Genomic DNA, 14814 nt, shown 5'->3' on the forward strand with positions numbered 1-14814 from the left:
TCCATACCCCTTTCTGCACGAGGTAATCCCATGTCCACCACCCTGTTCAGCCTGGCCTTCGGTGTCGGCACCCAGAACCGCCAAGGCACCTGGCTGGAAGTTTTCTACGCTCAACCCCTGATCGTCCCGAGCGCCGAACTGGTCGCCGCGATCAGCCCGATCCTCGGCTACCAAGGCGGCAACCAGGCCCTCGCCTTCAGCCCGGCCCAGGCCGCCCAGCTGGCCGACGCCGTGCGCAGCATCGACGTGGCCCAGCACGCGCTGCTGACCCGCCTGGCCGAGAGCCACAAGCCGCTGGTCGCCACGCTGATCGCCGAGGACACCGCGCTCGCCTCCACGCCCGAGGCCTACCTCAAGCTGCACCTGCTGTCGCACCGCCTGGTGAAGCCGCACGGTGTCTCCCTGGCCGGCATCTTCCCGCTGCTGCCCAATGTCGCCTGGACCAACCATGGCGCCATCGACCTGGCCGAACTCGCCGAACAGCAGCTCGAAGCTCGCCTCAAGGGCGAGCTGCTGGAAGTCATTTCCGTGGACAAGTTCCCGAAGATGACCGACTACGTGGTACCGAGCGGCGTGCGCATCGCCGACACCGCGCGGGTGCGCCTGGGCGCCTACATCGGCGAAGGCACCACCATCATGCACGAGGGCTTCGTCAACTTTAACGCCGGTACCGAAGGCCCGGGCATGATCGAGGGCCGCGTCTCGGCCGGCGTGTTCGTCGGCAAGGGTTCGGACCTGGGCGGCGGCTGCTCGACCATGGGCACCCTGTCCGGCGGTGGCAACATCGTCATCAAGGTCGGCGAAGGCTGCCTGATCGGCGCCAACGCCGGCATCGGTATTCCGCTGGGCGACCGCAACACCGTCGAAGCAGGCCTGTACATCACTGCGGGCACCAAGGTGAACCTGCTCGACGAGAACAATGCGTTGGTCAAGGTGGTCAAGGCCCGGGACCTGGCAGGCCAGACCGACCTGCTGTTCCGCCGCAATTCGCTCAACGGCGCCGTGGAGTGCAAGACCCACAAGTCTGCCATCGAGCTGAACGAGGCGCTGCATGCCCACAACTGAGTGACGGGCGACAGGCCCACACCAGCGAACCCGATGGGTTCGAAATGCTAAGATCGGGTCTGGCAGTCACTGCCAGACCCGTTTTTCATTCCAGGCCTCGCACTCATGTTCCAGCCTTCTCCCTGGCGCGCCGACTTTCCTGCCATCGACGCGCTGCAACGTCAGCACCAGACCTACCTGGACAGCGCTGCTACCACGCAGAAGCCCAAGGCAATGCTCGACGCGCTGAACCAGTACTACCTCAGCGGGGCCGCCAATGTGCACCGTGCCCAGCATCTGCCAGGCGCGCTGGCGACCCAGGCCTTCGAATCCAGTCGGGCGAAGGTCGGCGCCTGGATCAACGCAGCTGACAGTGCACAGATCATCTTCACCCAGGGCGCCACCTCGGCGCTGAACCTGCTGGCCTACGGGCTCGAGCACGGCTTCGAAGCCGGCGACGAGATCGCCGTCAGCGCACTGGAGCACCATGCCAACCTCTTGCCGTGGCAGCAACTGGCCCAGCGCCGCCAACTGCGCCTGGTGATCCTGCCCGTGAACGCCCAGGGGCAGATCGACCTGAATCAGGCCATGCAACTGATCGGTCCGCGCACCCGCCTGCTAGCCGTCAGCCAACTGTCCAACGTGCTCGGCACCTGGCAGCCGCTGGCGGGGCTGCTCGCCCATGCTCGGGCCCAGGGTGCCCTCAGTGTGGTGGATGGCGCCCAAGGGGTGGTTCATGGCCGCCCCGACGTGCAGCATCTGGGCTGCGATTTCTACGTATTTTCCAGCCACAAGCTCTACGGGCCTGATGGCGTCGGCGTGCTCTACGGCCGTAGCAACGCCTTGCGGCAACTGCGCCACTGGCAATTCGGCGGAGAAATGCTGCACCTGGCCGACTATCACGAAGCCAGCTTTCGTCCGGCCCCGCTGGGATTCGAAGCCGGTACCCCGCCGATCGCCGGCGTGATCGGCCTGGGGGCGACCCTGGACTACCTCGCCAGTCTCGACCCGGCCGCGATCTCGGCCCATGAAGCGCTGCTGCATCGTCAACTGCTGCAAGGCCTGGAAGCGCGCGCGGGTGTGCGCGTGCTCGGCGCACCGCAGGCGGCGCTGGCCAGCTTCGTCGTCGAGGGCGTGCACAACGCCGACCTGGCCCATCTGCTCACTGAACAGGGCATCGCCGTGCGCGCCGGTCATCACTGCGCCATGCCGCTGTTGAACGGGCTGGGGCTGGAGGGCGCATTGCGGGTGTCGCTAGGCCTGTACAACGACAGTGACGATCTGCAGCGTTTCTTCGATGCACTGGACCAGGGCCTGGAGCTGCTGCGATGAGCCTGCCGGTATCCGCCCAGGAGGCACTGTCCAGCTTCGCCGAGACCAAGGGCTGGGAACAGCGTGCGCGCCTGCTGATGCAGTGGGGCGAACGGCTTCAGCCGCTGGATGAGGCCGACCAGTGCGAGGCCAATCGGGTGCATGGCTGCGAAAGTCGGGTATGGCTGGTGGCCAAGCGCGTCGGCGACCACTGGCAGTTCAGGGCCAGCAGCGATGCGCGCGTGTTGCGCGGGCTGCTGGCGCTGCTGTTGGCACGCGTGCAGGACCTCACTGCGGAGCAGCTAGCCGGGCTGGACCTGCGCGAATGGTTCACCCAGCTGGGCTTGGAGCGACAGCTATCGCCTTCGCGCAGCAACGGCTTGCACGCTGTGTTGCAGCGCATGGCCGAGCTTATCCGCCAGCCGTGATACGCCGGGCCTGCTTTACACGGCAGGTCCGGCAAGCCATCACTCCGGCTTGACCCGCTCCGACGGGCGTCGCGCGCCCGCGACCAGCTTTTCCACCGCCTTGCTGACCGCCGCCATGGCGAAAGTGGCGGTCACCATCATCACCGCACCGAAGCCACCCGAACAGTCCAGCCGTACGCCATCGCCGACGAAACTCTTTTGCAGGCACACGCTGCCGTCCCCCTTGGGATACCGCAGTTGCTCGCTGGAGAAGACGCACGGCACCGCGTAGTTGCGGCTCACGTTGCGCGAGAAGTTGTAGTCGCGGCGCAGGGTGGAGCGCACCCGCGAGGCGAGCGGGTCGTTGAAGGTCTTGTTCAGGTCGGCGATCTGGACTCGAGTCGGGTCGATCTGCCCACCGGCACCACCGGTGGTGACGATGGCGATCTTGCGGCGACGGCACCAGGCGATCAGCGCGGCCTTGGCCTGGACGCTGTCGATGCAGTCGATGACGCAGTCCATCTCCTCGGTGATCAGCTCGGCCAACGTATCGCGGGTGACGAAATCGGCGACCGCATGCACGCTGCAGGCTGGATTTATCGCGCGCAAGCGCTCGGCCATGACCTCGACCTTGGGCCGCCCGACCTGCCCCTCCAGGGCATGGGCCTGGCGGTTGGTGTTGCTGACGCACACATCGTCCAGGTCGAACAGGCTGATTTCGCCCACGCCGCTGCGAGCCAGGGCTTCCGCTGCCCAGGAACCCACGCCACCGATACCGACCACGGCGACGTGGGCCTGGCGCAGGCGTTGCAGGCCCAGGTCGCCGTACAGCCGGGCGACGCCGGCGAAGCGTGGATCTTCTGTACTCATGCTGTTGCCCCGAAAAAACCGGGCCATATTATAGGGCAAGCACAGCCAAGGGTGGGCGCCGGTTGACGTCCGGGCCTGCTGAGCAGCTGCGCAGTCCCTCGAAGGTGACTTGGTGACCCCGCCCTGGTGCGTCTTGCCAGCAAAGACACTCACTCGACTGGCATAACTATCGACCCTGCTTTAATGTCAAATTGTGACTCGGGCACTGACGCTCATCGCCCGAACCTGGAATCGCCCCGGCATTGGCCGGCCTCACGCTTGGAAGCTTTAGCACCTATGTCCTCACGCAAACTCGGCCTCAACCTGGTAGTGGTCCTGGCCATCGCCGCGCTGTTCACCGGCTTCTGGGCGCTGATCAATCGCCCGGTGTCGGCGCCCGCCTGGCCGGAGCAGATCTCCGGTTTTTCCTATTCGCCGTTTCGGCTGGGCGAAAGTCCGCAAAAGGGTCAGTACCCCAGTGAAGACGAAATGCGTCAGGACCTGGAGCAACTGAGCAAGCTCACCGACAACATTCGCATCTACACCGTCGAAGGCACCCAGGCGGAAATTCCGCACCTGGCCGAGGAGCTGGGCCTGCGGCTCACGCTCGGTATCTGGATCAGCAACGACCTGGAACGCAACGAGCGCGAAATCGAAAAGGCCATCGGCCTGGCCAACAGTTCGCGCAGTGTGGTGCGCGTGGTGGTGGGCAACGAAGCGCTGTTCCGCGAGGAGGTCACCCCCGAAGCCATGATCCAGTACCTGGATCGGGTCCGCGCGGCGGTGAAGGTGCCGGTGACCACCAGTGAGCAGTGGCACATCTGGAAAGCCCACCCGGAGCTGGCCAAGCACGTCGATCTGATCGCCGCGCACATCCTGCCCTACTGGGAATTCGTGCCTGTGGGCGACTCGGTGCAATTCGTGCTGGACCGCGCCCGCGACCTGCGTCACCAGTTCCCGCGCAAGCCGCTGTTGCTGTCCGAGGTCGGCTGGCCGAGCAATGGCCGCATGCGTGGCGGCGCCGATGCGACCCAGGCCGATCAGGCGATCTACCTGCGCACGCTGGTCAATACCTTGAACCGTCGCGGCTTCAACTACTTCGTGATCGAAGCCTACGACCAACCCTGGAAGGCCAGTGACGAAGGTTCGGTGGGCGCCTACTGGGGCGTGTTCAATGCCGAACGCCAGCAAAAATTCAACTTCGAAGGCCCGGTGGTGGCCATTCCACAGTGGCGCGCCCTGGCGGTGGCCTCGGTGGTGCTGGCGATGATCGCCCTGACGGTGCTGCTGATCGATGGCTCGGCGCTGCGCCAGCGTGGCCGGACCTTCCTGACCTTCATCACGTTCCTGTGCGGTTCGGTCCTGGTGTGGATCGCCTATGACTATAGTCAGCAGTACAGCACCTGGTTCAGCCTCACCGTGGGCGTGCTGCTGGCCTTGGGCGCGCTGGGGGTGTTCATCGTGTTGCTCACCGAAGCCCATGAGCTGGCTGAAGCGGTGTGGACCCACAAGCGTCGACGCGAATTCCTGCCAGTGCAAGGCGACACGGCCTACAGGCCGAAGGTGTCGGTGCACGTACCCTGCTACAACGAGCCGCCCGAGATGGTCAAACAGACCCTGGACGCGCTCGCGGCCCTGGACTATCCCGACTACGAAGTGCTGGTGATCGACAACAACACCAAGGACCCGGCCGTCTGGGAGCCGCTCAAGGCCCATTGCGAAAAGCTCGGCGAGCGCTTTCGTTTCTTCCACGTCGCGCCCCTGGCCGGGTTCAAGGGCGGCGCCCTGAACTACCTGATTCCGCACACGGCCAAGGACGCCGAGGTGATCGCGGTGATCGACTCGGACTACTGCGTGGACCGCAACTGGCTCAAGCACATGGTGCCGCACTTCGCCGATCCGAAGATCGCCGTGGTGCAATCGCCCCAGGATTACCGCGACCAGCACGAAAGCGCCTTCAAGAAACTGTGCTACAGCGAGTACAAGGGCTTCTTCCACATCGGCATGGTCACCCGCAACGACCGTGATGCGATCATCCAGCATGGCACCATGACCATGACCCGGCGCAGTGTGCTGGAGGAGCTGGGCTGGGCCGAGTGGTGCATCTGCGAAGACGCCGAGCTGGGTCTGCGGGTGTTCGAGAAAGGCCTGTCGGCCGCCTACGCCCACAACAGCTACGGCAAGGGCCTGATGCCCGACACCTTCATCGACTTCAAGAAGCAGCGCTTCCGCTGGGCCTATGGCGCCATCCAGATCATCAAGCACCATGCCAGCGCCCTGCTCAGCGGCAAGGGCAGCGAACTGACCCGTGGCCAGCGCTATCACTTCCTGGCGGGCTGGCTGCCGTGGATCGCCGATGGCATGAACATCTTCTTCACCGTCGGCGCACTGCTCTGGTCGGCGGCGATGATCATCGTGCCGCACCGCGTCGATCCGCCACTGATGATCTTCGCCATCCCACCACTGGCGCTGTTCTTCTTCAAGGTCGGCAAGATCGTGTTCCTCTATCGTCGGGCAGTGGGCGTGGACCTGCGCGATGCCTTCGCGGCGGCCCTGGCGGGCCTGGCGCTGTCGCACACCATCGCCAAGGCGGTGCTGTACGGCTTCTTCACCAGCAGTATGCCATTCTTCCGCACACCGAAGAACGCCGACAGCCATGGCCTGCTGGTGGCGCTCTCCGAAGCCCGGGAGGAGCTCTTCATCATGCTGTTGCTGTGGAGCGCTGCGGCGGGCATCTGCCTGGTGCAGGGCCTGCCCAGTTCGGACATGCGCTTCTGGGTGGCGATGCTGCTGGTGCAGTCACTCCCCTACCTGGCGGCGCTGGTGATGGCCCTGCTGTCGTCGCGGCCCAAACCGGTCGGAACGGGCGTGCAGACCCAGGCGGCCTGAGCGAAGGTGGCTGGACGAGCCCTGCCGTAAGGCAGGGCGGTCCGGCGATCGGCCCAATCCGCCATGCCCGAACCCGCAACTTGATATAAGATAACGCCCCTCGCATTTTCCGCCCTGCCTTGCCCGGAGTACCCCATGACGGCCCCAGCCGAGCTCTCGCCTACCCTTCAACTGGCCTGCGACCTGATCCGTCGCCCCTCGGTGACCCCGCTCGACGCCGACTGCCAGACCCAGATGATGAAGCGCCTGGGCGCCGTGGGCTTCCAGCTCGAGCCAATGCGCATCGAGGACGTCGACAACTTCTGGGCCACCCATGGCAACCAGGATGGGCCGGTGCTGTGCTTCGCCGGACATACCGACGTGGTGCCCACCGGTCCCGTGCAGAAGTGGCAGCATGAACCGTTCGATGCGCTGATCGATGCCGACGGCATGCTCTGCGGTCGAGGCGCTGCCGACATGAAAGGCAGCCTGGCCTCGATGGTGGTCGCCTGCGAACGCTTCGTGGCCGATCACCCCGACCACCGCGGCAAGGTCGCCTTCCTCATCACCAGCGACGAAGAAGGCCCGGCCCACCATGGCACCAAGGCGGTGATCGAACGGCTCAAGGCGCGCAACGAACGCCTGGACTGGTGCATCGTCGGCGAACCCTCGAGCACCGACCTGCTGGGCGATGTGGTCAAGAACGGCCGACGCGGCTCGCTCGGCGCCCAGCTGACCGTGCGCGGCAAGCAGGGTCATGTGGCCTACCCGCACCTGGCGCGCAACCCGATTCACCTGGCGGCACCGGCGTTGGCGGAACTGGCCGCCGAGCACTGGGATGAGGGCAACGCCTTCTTCCCGCCGACCAGCTTCCAGATCTCCAACCTCAATGCCGGTACCGGTGCCACCAACGTGGTACCCGGCGAGCTGACCGCCCTGTTCAACTTCCGTTTCTCCACCGAGTCGACGGTCGAGGGCCTGCAGGGTAGAGTCGCGGCCATCCTAGACAAGCACCAGCTGGACTGGTCGATCGACTGGGCCCTGTCGGGCTTGCCGTTTCTCACCGAACCGGGCGAGCTGCTCGACGCCGTGTCGTCGAGCATCCTGGCGGTCACCGGGCGTGAAACCCGGCCCTCCACCAGTGGCGGCACTTCCGATGGCCGCTTCATCGCCACCCTGGGCACCCAGGTGGTGGAACTCGGTCCGGTCAACGCCACCATCCACCAGGTGGACGAGCGCATCCTGGCCAGCGACCTGGACCTGCTGACCGAAATCTACTACCAGACCCTGGTGCGGTTGCTCGCCTGATGCTCGCCTGCCCTCTCTGCCAGGCGCCCCTGGCGCCGCTCGACACAGGCGTGGCCTGCCCGGCCGGTCATCGCTTCGACCGCGCCCGCCAGGGCTACCTGAACCTGCTGCCGGTGCAGCACAAGAACAGCCGCGATCCTGGCGACAACCAGGCGATGGTCCAGGCGCGCCGCGACTTCCTCGACGCCGGGCACTACGCGCCGGTGGCCGCGCGCCTGGCGCAGCTGGCGGCCGAACACTCACCCCGGACGTGGCTGGACATCGGCTGCGGTGAAGGCTACTACACCGCGCAGATCGGTCAGGCCCTGCCTGCCGCCGACGGCTATGCCCTGGATATTTCGCGCGAAGCGGTCAAGCGCGCCTGCCGCCGCGCGCCGCAGTTGACCTGGATGGTCGCCAGCATGGCACGGGTGCCCATGGCCGATGCCAGTTGCGGCTTCATCGCCAGCGTGTTCAGCCCACTGGACTGGCAGGAAGCCAGACGCCTGTTGGCGCCAGGGGGCGGTCTGATGCGCGTCGGTCCTACCAGCGGCCACCTGATGGAGCTTCGCCGCCTGCTGTACGACGAGGTACGTCCCTATGCCGACGACAAGCACCTGGCCCTGGTACCGCAGGGCATGCAGCATGCCCACGGCGAGGTGCTGGAATTCACCCTGACGTTGCGCGAAGCCCAGGCTCGCGCGGACCTGCTGGCCATGACCCCGCACGGCTGGCGCGCCAGCGCCGAGAAGCGCGCGCGGGTCGTCGAACAGGCAGCCGCGCTCGAAGTCACGGTTTCCATGCGCTATGACTATTTCGTGCGCCACGATGACGCGCACCCGGAGACCTGAGATGCGCCAACCCGATATCGAGATCTACCTCAAAGACGCCGACGTCGATCACCAGCGGATCGCCGCCTGGCTGACCCAGGCCCTGGGCCCGTGCAGCGAATGGGCACAGAAGGGCCAGACCTACAAATGCACGGCCGGTAACATTCCGGTCACCTGGTTACCCAAGGCTGTAGGGAAATGGAACAGCCTGTACCTGGAAAGCGACCAGACGCCCTGGGCCGATGACGTCGCCTGCGCCAGGGCCGCGTTCGCCGCACTGAACGTGGAAGTGCGCTGCGCGCCGGGTAGCTGGGTAGAGGAAGACGGCGAAGAAGACGCCGACCGCTGGATCCGCATCAGCGCCGACGGTGAAGAGGAAATCACCTGGCGCACCTGAGCGCAGGCGCGAGCCGCTAGCTACTAGCCTCTAGTAGCTAGTCACTCAATCCCCTGCTCAGAGCCCGACCACATCCTCGGCCTGCAAGCCCTTCTGACCCTCTATCAGGGAGTACTCCACCTGCTGTCCTTCGGCCAGGGTACGATGGCCCTCGCCACGGATCGCGCGGTAGTGAACGAACACATCCGCCCCACCGTCACGCTGTATGAAGCCAAAACCCTTGGCATCGTTGAACCACTTCACGTTCCCAGTCTCACGAGACGACATCTGCAGCACTCCAGGTTTTTATTTTCGAATTCACTGTGAAGGCAGAGGATCTCCAGCCTCTACCTACGCAGCTCGCGGAAATTTCCTGCAAGGTGCGGACCGACTCCATGACGGGCGACAAAAAAATATGATGACAGCGCCTCGACGATGCTTTTAGCTGAACTTATGCCGATACGGCAGCCTAACGTGCTGGTCTATCTCCTGATTCTTCTTTCCAGGGCAAACACCCCATGACCCGTTCTCCCCTGCGCCGCCTGATCTTCGGTGCCCTGCGTCGCGTCCTGTACCTGTGGGTGCGCTCCGAAACCATCAACCAGTCGTCGTTGACCCTCAACCTCGATCGTGGCAGGCCGGTGTTCTATGCCCTGCCCTCGCCCTCGCTCACCGACCTGGCGGTGCTCGACCGCGAATGCACCAAGGCGGGGCTGCCGCGTCCCGTACTGCCCGTGGCCGTAGGCCCCCTGCACGAGCCGGCGGCCTTCTTCTACCTCACTCCCGATCCGGACTGGCTCGGGCGCCAGGACAAAAGCGGCGCGCCGCCTACTCTGGAGCGTCTGGTGGCTACGCTCGGCCAGCACGCCGAGGAAGACGCGCAGATCATTCCGGTGAGCGTGTTCTGGGGCCAGACCCCGGCCAGCGAGAACAGCCCGTGGAAGCTGCTGTTCGCCGACAGCTGGGCCGTCACCGGACGCCTGCGCCGCCTGCTGACCGTACTGATCCTGGGCCGCAAGACCCGTGTGCAGTTTTCCGCGCCGATCCACCTGCGTGAGCTGGTGCAGCACAACAAAGGCCAGGAGCGCACCGTGCGCATGGCCCAGCGGGTGATGCGCGTACATTTTCGCAACCTGCGCACCGCCGTGATCGGGCCGGACATCTCGCACCGCCGCAACCTGGTCAAGGGTCTGGTCCACGATCCGCTGGTGCGCCAGGCCATCAGCGAGGAAGCCGACCGCGAGAAGATCCCCTATGCCAAGGCCGAAGCCAAGGCCCTGCACTACGGTAACGAGATCGCCTCGGACTACACCTACACCGCGATCCGCTTCCTGGAAGTGGTGCTCAGCTGGTTCTGGAACAAGATCTACGACGGCATCAAGGTCAACCACATCGAGCAGGTGCAGGAAATCGCCCCGGGTCACGAAGTGATCTACGTGCCGTGCCATCGCAGCCACATCGATTACCTGCTGCTGTCCTACCTGCTGTTTCGCAACGGCCTGACACCCCCGCACATCGCCGCTGGCATCAACCTCAACATGCCAGTGATCGGCGGCCTGCTGCGCCGTGGCGGCGCGTTCTTCATGCGCCGCACGTTCAAGGGCAACCCGTTGTACACCGCCGTGTTCAACGAGTACCTGCACACCCTGTTCACCAAGGGTTTCCCGGTGGAGTACTTCGTGGAGGGTGGACGCTCGCGCACCGGACGCATGCTGCAACCGCGTCCGGGCATGCTGGCCATCACCTTGCGCAGCTTCCTGCGTTCCTCGCGCACCCCGATCGTCTTCGTGCCGGTGTATATCGGCTACGAGCGGGTGCTGGAGGGCCGCACCTACCTGGGCGAGCTGCGCGGTGCGAGCAAGAAGAAAGAGTCGATCTTCGACATCTTCAAGGTCATCGGCGCGCTGCGTCAGCGCTTCGGCGAGGTGTACGTCAACTTCGGCGAACCCATCCACCTGGCGGCCTTCCTCGACCAGCAGCAGCCGGACTGGCGCGAACAGGCACTGGCACCGCAATTCCGGCCGGCCTGGCTCAACGAAACCACCAGCCGCCTTGGGGCGACGGTGGCCCGCCACCTGAACGGCGCGGCGGCGATCAATCCGGTCAACCTGGTGGCCCTGGCGCTGCTGTCCACCAGCCGCCTGGCGCTGGACGAGCGGGCGCTGATCCGCGTGCTGGACCTGTACCTGACGCTGTTGCGCCAGGTGCCCTACTCCTCGCACATCACCCTGCCCGAGGGCGACGGTCGCACCTTGATCGAGCACGTGCGGGGCATGGAACTGCTCGCCGAGCAGAAGGACGCACTGGGCCGCATCCTGTATCTGGACGAAGCCAATGCGGTGCTGATGACCTACTACCGCAACAACATCCTGCACATCTTCGCCTTGCCGGCGCTGCTGGCGAGCTTCTTCATGAGCAGTGCGCGGATGAACCGCGAGCTGCTGGGCCAGTACGTGATGGCATTGTACCCGTACCTGCAGGCCGAACTGTTCCTGCGCTGGACGCCCGAGCAGCTCGACGAGGCGATCGACCAGTGGCTGGCGGCGCTGGTGGAGCAAGGTTTACTGCGTCAGGAGGACGGGGTGTACCTGCGTCCGGCGCCCAGCTCGCGCCAGTTCGTCATGCTCACCCTGCTGGCCCGGGCCATCACCCAGACCTTGCAACGGTTCTACATGGCCACCTCCCTGCTGCTCAACAGTGGGCAGCACAGCCTGGATGCCGAGGAACTGGAAGGCTTGTGCGTGACCATGGCCCAGCGCCTGTCGATCCTGCATGGCCTCAATGCCCCGGAGTTCTTCGACAAGACCCTGTTCCGCCACTTCATCCAGACGCTGATCAGCGAAGGCGTGCTGCACCCCGACGAACGCGGCAAGCTGGGTTACCACGACAAGCTTGGCGAGCTGTCCGAAGGTGTCGCCAAGCGGGTGCTGTCGGCCGAGCTGCGCTTGTCGATCCGCCAGGTTGCGCTGCATCAGGACGAGACCGGCGAGATGGCCATCGTCTGAGCCAGTGTGGCCTTTTCGCCGAGCAAGTTCGCGAAAAGGCCTACGGCCTGGGTTTCCTTCTCGCCCGGGCATTGCGCTAAAGTCGTGAAATCGGCCCTGTGCCACGCCTAGGATAGCGAAACCGCCATGAAAACCCTCGCCACACTGTGCGCCTCCATGCTGCTCGCGGCCTGCAGCCACTCGACGACACCCACCCCCGCGCATCTGGACGGTGAAGTGTTCTACCTGCAACGCATGGCACTGCCGCCTGCCGCCACCCTCGAGGTGAGCCTGCAGGACGTATCGCTGGCCGATGCCCCGGCGCGCATCCTGGCCAGGCAATCGGGTCCGGTACAGGGCAACGTGCCCTTGCCCTTCCACCTCCAGTACGACCCCCGCGAGCTGCAGCCCGGCCATCGCTACGCCGTGAGCGCACGCATCGAACTCGATGGCCGGCTGCTGTTCATCAACACCGAGCACCACGGCGTCAACCTCGACGGCAAGGATCCGCAGCCCGTGCGGATCAAGGTCGATCCGGTTCGCTGACTCCGATTCACTCTGCCCACAAGGAATTTCCCATGACCCGTCATTCCCTGCGCTTGACCACCCTGTGCGCCGGCCTGGTGCTGTCGGCCAGTGCCTTCGCCCTGTCGCTAGGCGACCTGTCCCAGAAGGACGCCGCCGGCGGCCTCAAGGATGCCCTGACCCAGGGCGCGCAGATCGCCGTCAAGCAACTGAGCACGCCGGGCGGTTTCAGCGACAACCCCGACGTGCGCATCGAGCTGCCCGGCAAGCTGGGCAAGGCCGCCCAGGCCATGAAGATGTTCGGCAAGGGCGATCAGGTCCAGGCGCTCGAGACCAGCATGAACAAGGCGGCCGAAGCGGCGGTGCCCCAGGCACAGGCCATTCTGGTGGACGCGGTGAAGAAGATGACCGTGACCGACGCCAAGGGCATCTTGAGCGGTGGCCAGGAGGCCGCGACCCAATACCTGGACAAGAGCAGCCGCGAGCAGATCCGCGCCAAGTTCCTGCCCATCGTCAAGCAGGCCACCGACAAGGTCGGCCTGGCCCAGCAGTACAACAGCTTCGCCGGCCAGGCCAAGGGGCTGGGCCTGATCAAGGATGACGCCAACCTCGAGAACTACGTGACCGAGAAAGCCCTGGACGGTCTGTTCGAGATGATCGCCAAGCAGGAGCAGAGCATTCGCGAAAATCCTGCACAGGCGGCCACCAGCCTGGCCAAGAAAGTCTTCGGCGCGCTCTGACGCCCTAGCGGCCGAAGCCCTTGCCCTGCCGTCGGGTGTGGGCTTCGGTGCGACAGGGCCTTCGCCATGGAGGCTTGTCCGGGAGGATACCGCCTCCACAGGCGAACGCCTGGCTGTCACATCGCATCTGCATCCTGAGGGTCCGCGCAGCCTGTTCGACAGCGCTGGTGACAACGCGAATGCCCTTCTTAGGGCCAGGAGTCGATGACATGAGGCCAGAAATCGCCGTACTCGATATTCAAGGTCAGTACCGGGTGTACACGCAGTTCCATCGCGCAGCCTCGGCGCAGCACACGGTCGTGCTGGTCAATGGATCCCTGGCGACGACGGCGTCGTTCGCGCAGACGGTGCGCAACCTGCATCCGCAGCTCAACGTGGTGCTGTACGACCAGCCCTACGCCGGCAAGTCCAAGCCGCATAATCGCCATGAGCGGCTGATCAGCAAGGAAACCGAGGCGCACATCCTGCTGGAGCTGATCGAGCACTTCCAGGCCGATCACGTCCTGTCGTTTTCCTGGGGTGGGGCCTGCACGCTGCTGGCCCTGGCCTACCAGCCGCAGCGGGTGAGCCGGGCGATCATCGGTTCGTTCTCGCCGGTGATCAACGGACCGATGCGTGACTACCTGGAGCGCGGCAGCCTGCACCTGTCGGCCTGCGATCGCCCGCGGGTGGGCAATCTGGTCAACGAGACCATCGGCAAACACCTGCCATCGCTGGTCAAGCGCTTCAATTATCGTCACGTCAGCAGCCTGGACAGTCACGAGTACGCGCAGATGCACTTTCATATCGAACAGGTGATCGGTCACGACCTGCCACGGGCGCTGGAGCGCGCGCGCAACATCGCCATTCCCGTGCTGTTCGTCAACGGCGAGCGCGACGAGTACACCACGGCCGAGGATGCGCGACAATTCGCCCGACATGTGCGCAGGAGTCAGTTCAGCGTAATCAGCAATGCCGGACATTTTCTGGACATGGAGCACAAGGCGGCGTGCGATGACACCCGCAGGGCGATGCTGGATTTTCTCGAGCCTGCCACTGGGCGCTGGCAGTGCGAATGGGGGATGGCGGAGCATCGGGCGCTGGCGGGGTGAGCAGCCGGAACACCCTGCAGCCAGATATCCGCAAAGTTTTTAACGTTCGGCCTTTCAATGAGCCTTGGCTTCTGGTAAAAAGTTGGGCTGCGAAGCGGGTATAGTTTAGTGGCAAAACGAAAGCTTCCCAAGCTTTAGTTGAGGGTTCTTATTGGACACGCCACTTTGGTGCACCGCCGAGACGAGATAAGCGGGTATAGTTGAATGGTACAACTATTGCTTCCCAAGCAATCGGTGAGGGTTCGATTCCCTCTACCCGCTCCAGCTTCTAGCCAGTATTTCCGGGCCCTCTAGGGGATTTCCCCGATCCCAGCCCCCCATCACAATCTCTTCCCCCAGCATCCAAATCCCTACCCAAACCTCACCAGAAGCCACCTAGAGTCACCAAATTTTGGTGCACCGTCGACGTTGTCCGAAATGACGAATCGATGAGCAGACCTCCAGCTTGCTGCCGCCCAATAAATCCCAAAAAGCTCATCCGATACCCCTGCCACTCCCTCCG

The 14814-nt window shown here is 64.6% G+C and carries 13 protein-coding genes and 1 tRNA gene; 12 read left to right on the forward strand and 2 right to left on the reverse strand.

Annotation, left to right across the window (positions count from 1 at the left end; translation table 11 throughout):
- Positions 1–30: 30 nt before the first annotated feature.
- The 3 genes from dapD (at position 31) to IAE34_RS20775 (ending at position 2783) form a co-directional block, all read left to right on the forward strand.
- The gene (dapD, locus tag IAE34_RS20765; RefSeq protein ID WP_200140823.1) at positions 31–1065 is read left to right on the forward strand and encodes a 2,3,4,5-tetrahydropyridine-2,6-dicarboxylate N-succinyltransferase; all 1035 of its coding nucleotides are present in this window, start codon (positions 31–33) and stop codon (positions 1063–1065) included.
- A gap of 105 nt (positions 1066–1170) precedes the next feature.
- Positions 1171–2376: an aminotransferase class V-fold PLP-dependent enzyme gene (locus IAE34_RS20770; protein ID WP_200140824.1), complete on the forward strand. Its 1206-nt coding sequence runs from the start codon at positions 1171–1173 to the stop codon at positions 2374–2376.
- Complete coding sequence (locus IAE34_RS20775; protein ID WP_200140825.1) at positions 2373–2783, forward strand: SufE family protein; 411 nt, start codon at positions 2373–2375, stop codon at positions 2781–2783. The genes IAE34_RS20770 and IAE34_RS20775 overlap by 4 nt, the downstream gene beginning before the upstream one ends.
- 39 nt (positions 2784–2822) lie before the next feature.
- Here the strand turns inward: IAE34_RS20775 and tcdA are convergent, their stop codons facing one another.
- Positions 2823–3632: a tRNA cyclic N6-threonylcarbamoyladenosine(37) synthase TcdA gene (tcdA, locus tag IAE34_RS20780; RefSeq protein ID WP_200140826.1), complete on the reverse strand. Its 810-nt coding sequence runs from the start codon at positions 3630–3632 to the stop codon at positions 2823–2825.
- Between the two features lie 276 nt (positions 3633–3908).
- Between tcdA and IAE34_RS20785 the strand changes: the two genes are divergently transcribed.
- From IAE34_RS20785 to IAE34_RS20800, 4 genes are all read left to right on the forward strand, one after another.
- Positions 3909–6500, forward strand: a complete 2592-nt coding sequence (locus tag IAE34_RS20785; protein ID WP_200140827.1) for a glycosyltransferase — start codon at positions 3909–3911, stop codon at positions 6498–6500.
- A 135-nt stretch (positions 6501–6635) separates the two neighbouring features.
- Positions 6636–7787: a succinyl-diaminopimelate desuccinylase gene (gene dapE / locus IAE34_RS20790; RefSeq protein WP_200140828.1), complete on the forward strand. Its 1152-nt coding sequence runs from the start codon at positions 6636–6638 to the stop codon at positions 7785–7787.
- Positions 7787–8617, forward strand: coding sequence for a putative RNA methyltransferase (locus tag IAE34_RS20795; protein ID WP_200140829.1), 831 nt, complete (start codon positions 7787–7789; stop codon positions 8615–8617). Before dapE ends, IAE34_RS20795 begins: the two co-directional genes overlap by 1 nt.
- Before the next feature lies 1 nt (position 8618).
- The gene (locus IAE34_RS20800) at positions 8619–8993 is read left to right on the forward strand and encodes a hypothetical protein (RefSeq protein ID WP_200140830.1); all 375 of its coding nucleotides are present in this window, start codon (positions 8619–8621) and stop codon (positions 8991–8993) included.
- Positions 8994–9050: 57 nt separating this feature from the next.
- Here the strand turns inward: IAE34_RS20800 and IAE34_RS20805 are convergent, their stop codons facing one another.
- Positions 9051–9260 carry a cold-shock protein gene (locus tag IAE34_RS20805; RefSeq protein WP_200140831.1) on the reverse strand — a complete coding sequence of 70 codons (210 nt, stop codon included), beginning with the start codon at positions 9258–9260 and terminating at the stop codon, positions 9051–9053.
- A 230-nt stretch (positions 9261–9490) separates the two neighbouring features.
- Between IAE34_RS20805 and plsB the strand changes: the two genes are divergently transcribed.
- The 5 genes from plsB to IAE34_RS20830 all read left to right on the forward strand — a co-directional run bounded on the left by plsB (position 9491) and on the right by IAE34_RS20830 (position 14576).
- Positions 9491–11977, forward strand: a complete 2487-nt coding sequence (plsB, locus tag IAE34_RS20810) for a glycerol-3-phosphate 1-O-acyltransferase PlsB (RefSeq protein WP_200140832.1) — start codon at positions 9491–9493, stop codon at positions 11975–11977.
- Between the two features lie 126 nt (positions 11978–12103).
- Positions 12104–12502 (forward strand): YbaY family lipoprotein, encoded by a 399-nt coding sequence (locus tag IAE34_RS20815; protein ID WP_200140833.1) that lies wholly within the window; start codon positions 12104–12106, stop codon positions 12500–12502.
- 32 nt (positions 12503–12534) lie between these two features.
- Positions 12535–13221 carry a DUF4197 domain-containing protein gene (locus IAE34_RS20820; protein ID WP_200140834.1) on the forward strand — a complete coding sequence of 229 codons (687 nt, stop codon included), beginning with the start codon at positions 12535–12537 and terminating at the stop codon, positions 13219–13221.
- A 209-nt stretch (positions 13222–13430) separates the two neighbouring features.
- On the forward strand, positions 13431–14312 hold the full coding sequence (locus IAE34_RS20825; RefSeq protein ID WP_200140835.1) for an alpha/beta fold hydrolase: 882 nt from the start codon (positions 13431–13433) through the stop codon (positions 14310–14312).
- A 190-nt stretch (positions 14313–14502) separates the two neighbouring features.
- A tRNA-Gly gene (locus tag IAE34_RS20830) sits at positions 14503–14576 on the forward strand.
- The last annotated feature ends 238 nt before the right edge of the window (positions 14577–14814 follow it).

It is taken from the genome of Pseudomonas sp. S30, from assembly GCF_016518545.1.
Taxonomy (GTDB): Bacteria; Pseudomonadota; Gammaproteobacteria; order Pseudomonadales; family Pseudomonadaceae; genus Aquipseudomonas.

Coding starts and splice junctions, on each gene's coding strand:
- IAE34_RS20820 (WP_200140834.1), top strand. CDS start 12,535: ATGACCCGTCATTCCCTGCGCTTGACCACCCTGTGCGCCGGCCTGGTG.
- IAE34_RS20770 (WP_200140824.1), top strand. CDS start 1,171: ATGTTCCAGCCTTCTCCCTGGCGCGCCGACTTTCCTGCCATCGACGCG.
- IAE34_RS20795 (WP_200140829.1), top strand. CDS start 7,787: ATGCTCGCCTGCCCTCTCTGCCAGGCGCCCCTGGCGCCGCTCGACACA.
- IAE34_RS20825 (WP_200140835.1), top strand. CDS start 13,431: ATGAGGCCAGAAATCGCCGTACTCGATATTCAAGGTCAGTACCGGGTG.
- dapE (WP_200140828.1), top strand. CDS start 6,636: ATGACGGCCCCAGCCGAGCTCTCGCCTACCCTTCAACTGGCCTGCGAC.
- plsB (WP_200140832.1), top strand. CDS start 9,491: ATGACCCGTTCTCCCCTGCGCCGCCTGATCTTCGGTGCCCTGCGTCGC.
- tcdA (WP_200140826.1), bottom strand. CDS start 3,632: ATGAGTACAGAAGATCCACGCTTCGCCGGCGTCGCCCGGCTGTACGGC.
- IAE34_RS20785 (WP_200140827.1), top strand. CDS start 3,909: ATGTCCTCACGCAAACTCGGCCTCAACCTGGTAGTGGTCCTGGCCATC.
- IAE34_RS20800 (WP_200140830.1), top strand. CDS start 8,619: ATGCGCCAACCCGATATCGAGATCTACCTCAAAGACGCCGACGTCGAT.
- dapD (WP_200140823.1), top strand. CDS start 31: ATGTCCACCACCCTGTTCAGCCTGGCCTTCGGTGTCGGCACCCAGAAC.
- IAE34_RS20805 (WP_200140831.1), bottom strand. CDS start 9,260: ATGTCGTCTCGTGAGACTGGGAACGTGAAGTGGTTCAACGATGCCAAG.
- IAE34_RS20775 (WP_200140825.1), top strand. CDS start 2,373: ATGAGCCTGCCGGTATCCGCCCAGGAGGCACTGTCCAGCTTCGCCGAG.
- IAE34_RS20815 (WP_200140833.1), top strand. CDS start 12,104: ATGAAAACCCTCGCCACACTGTGCGCCTCCATGCTGCTCGCGGCCTGC.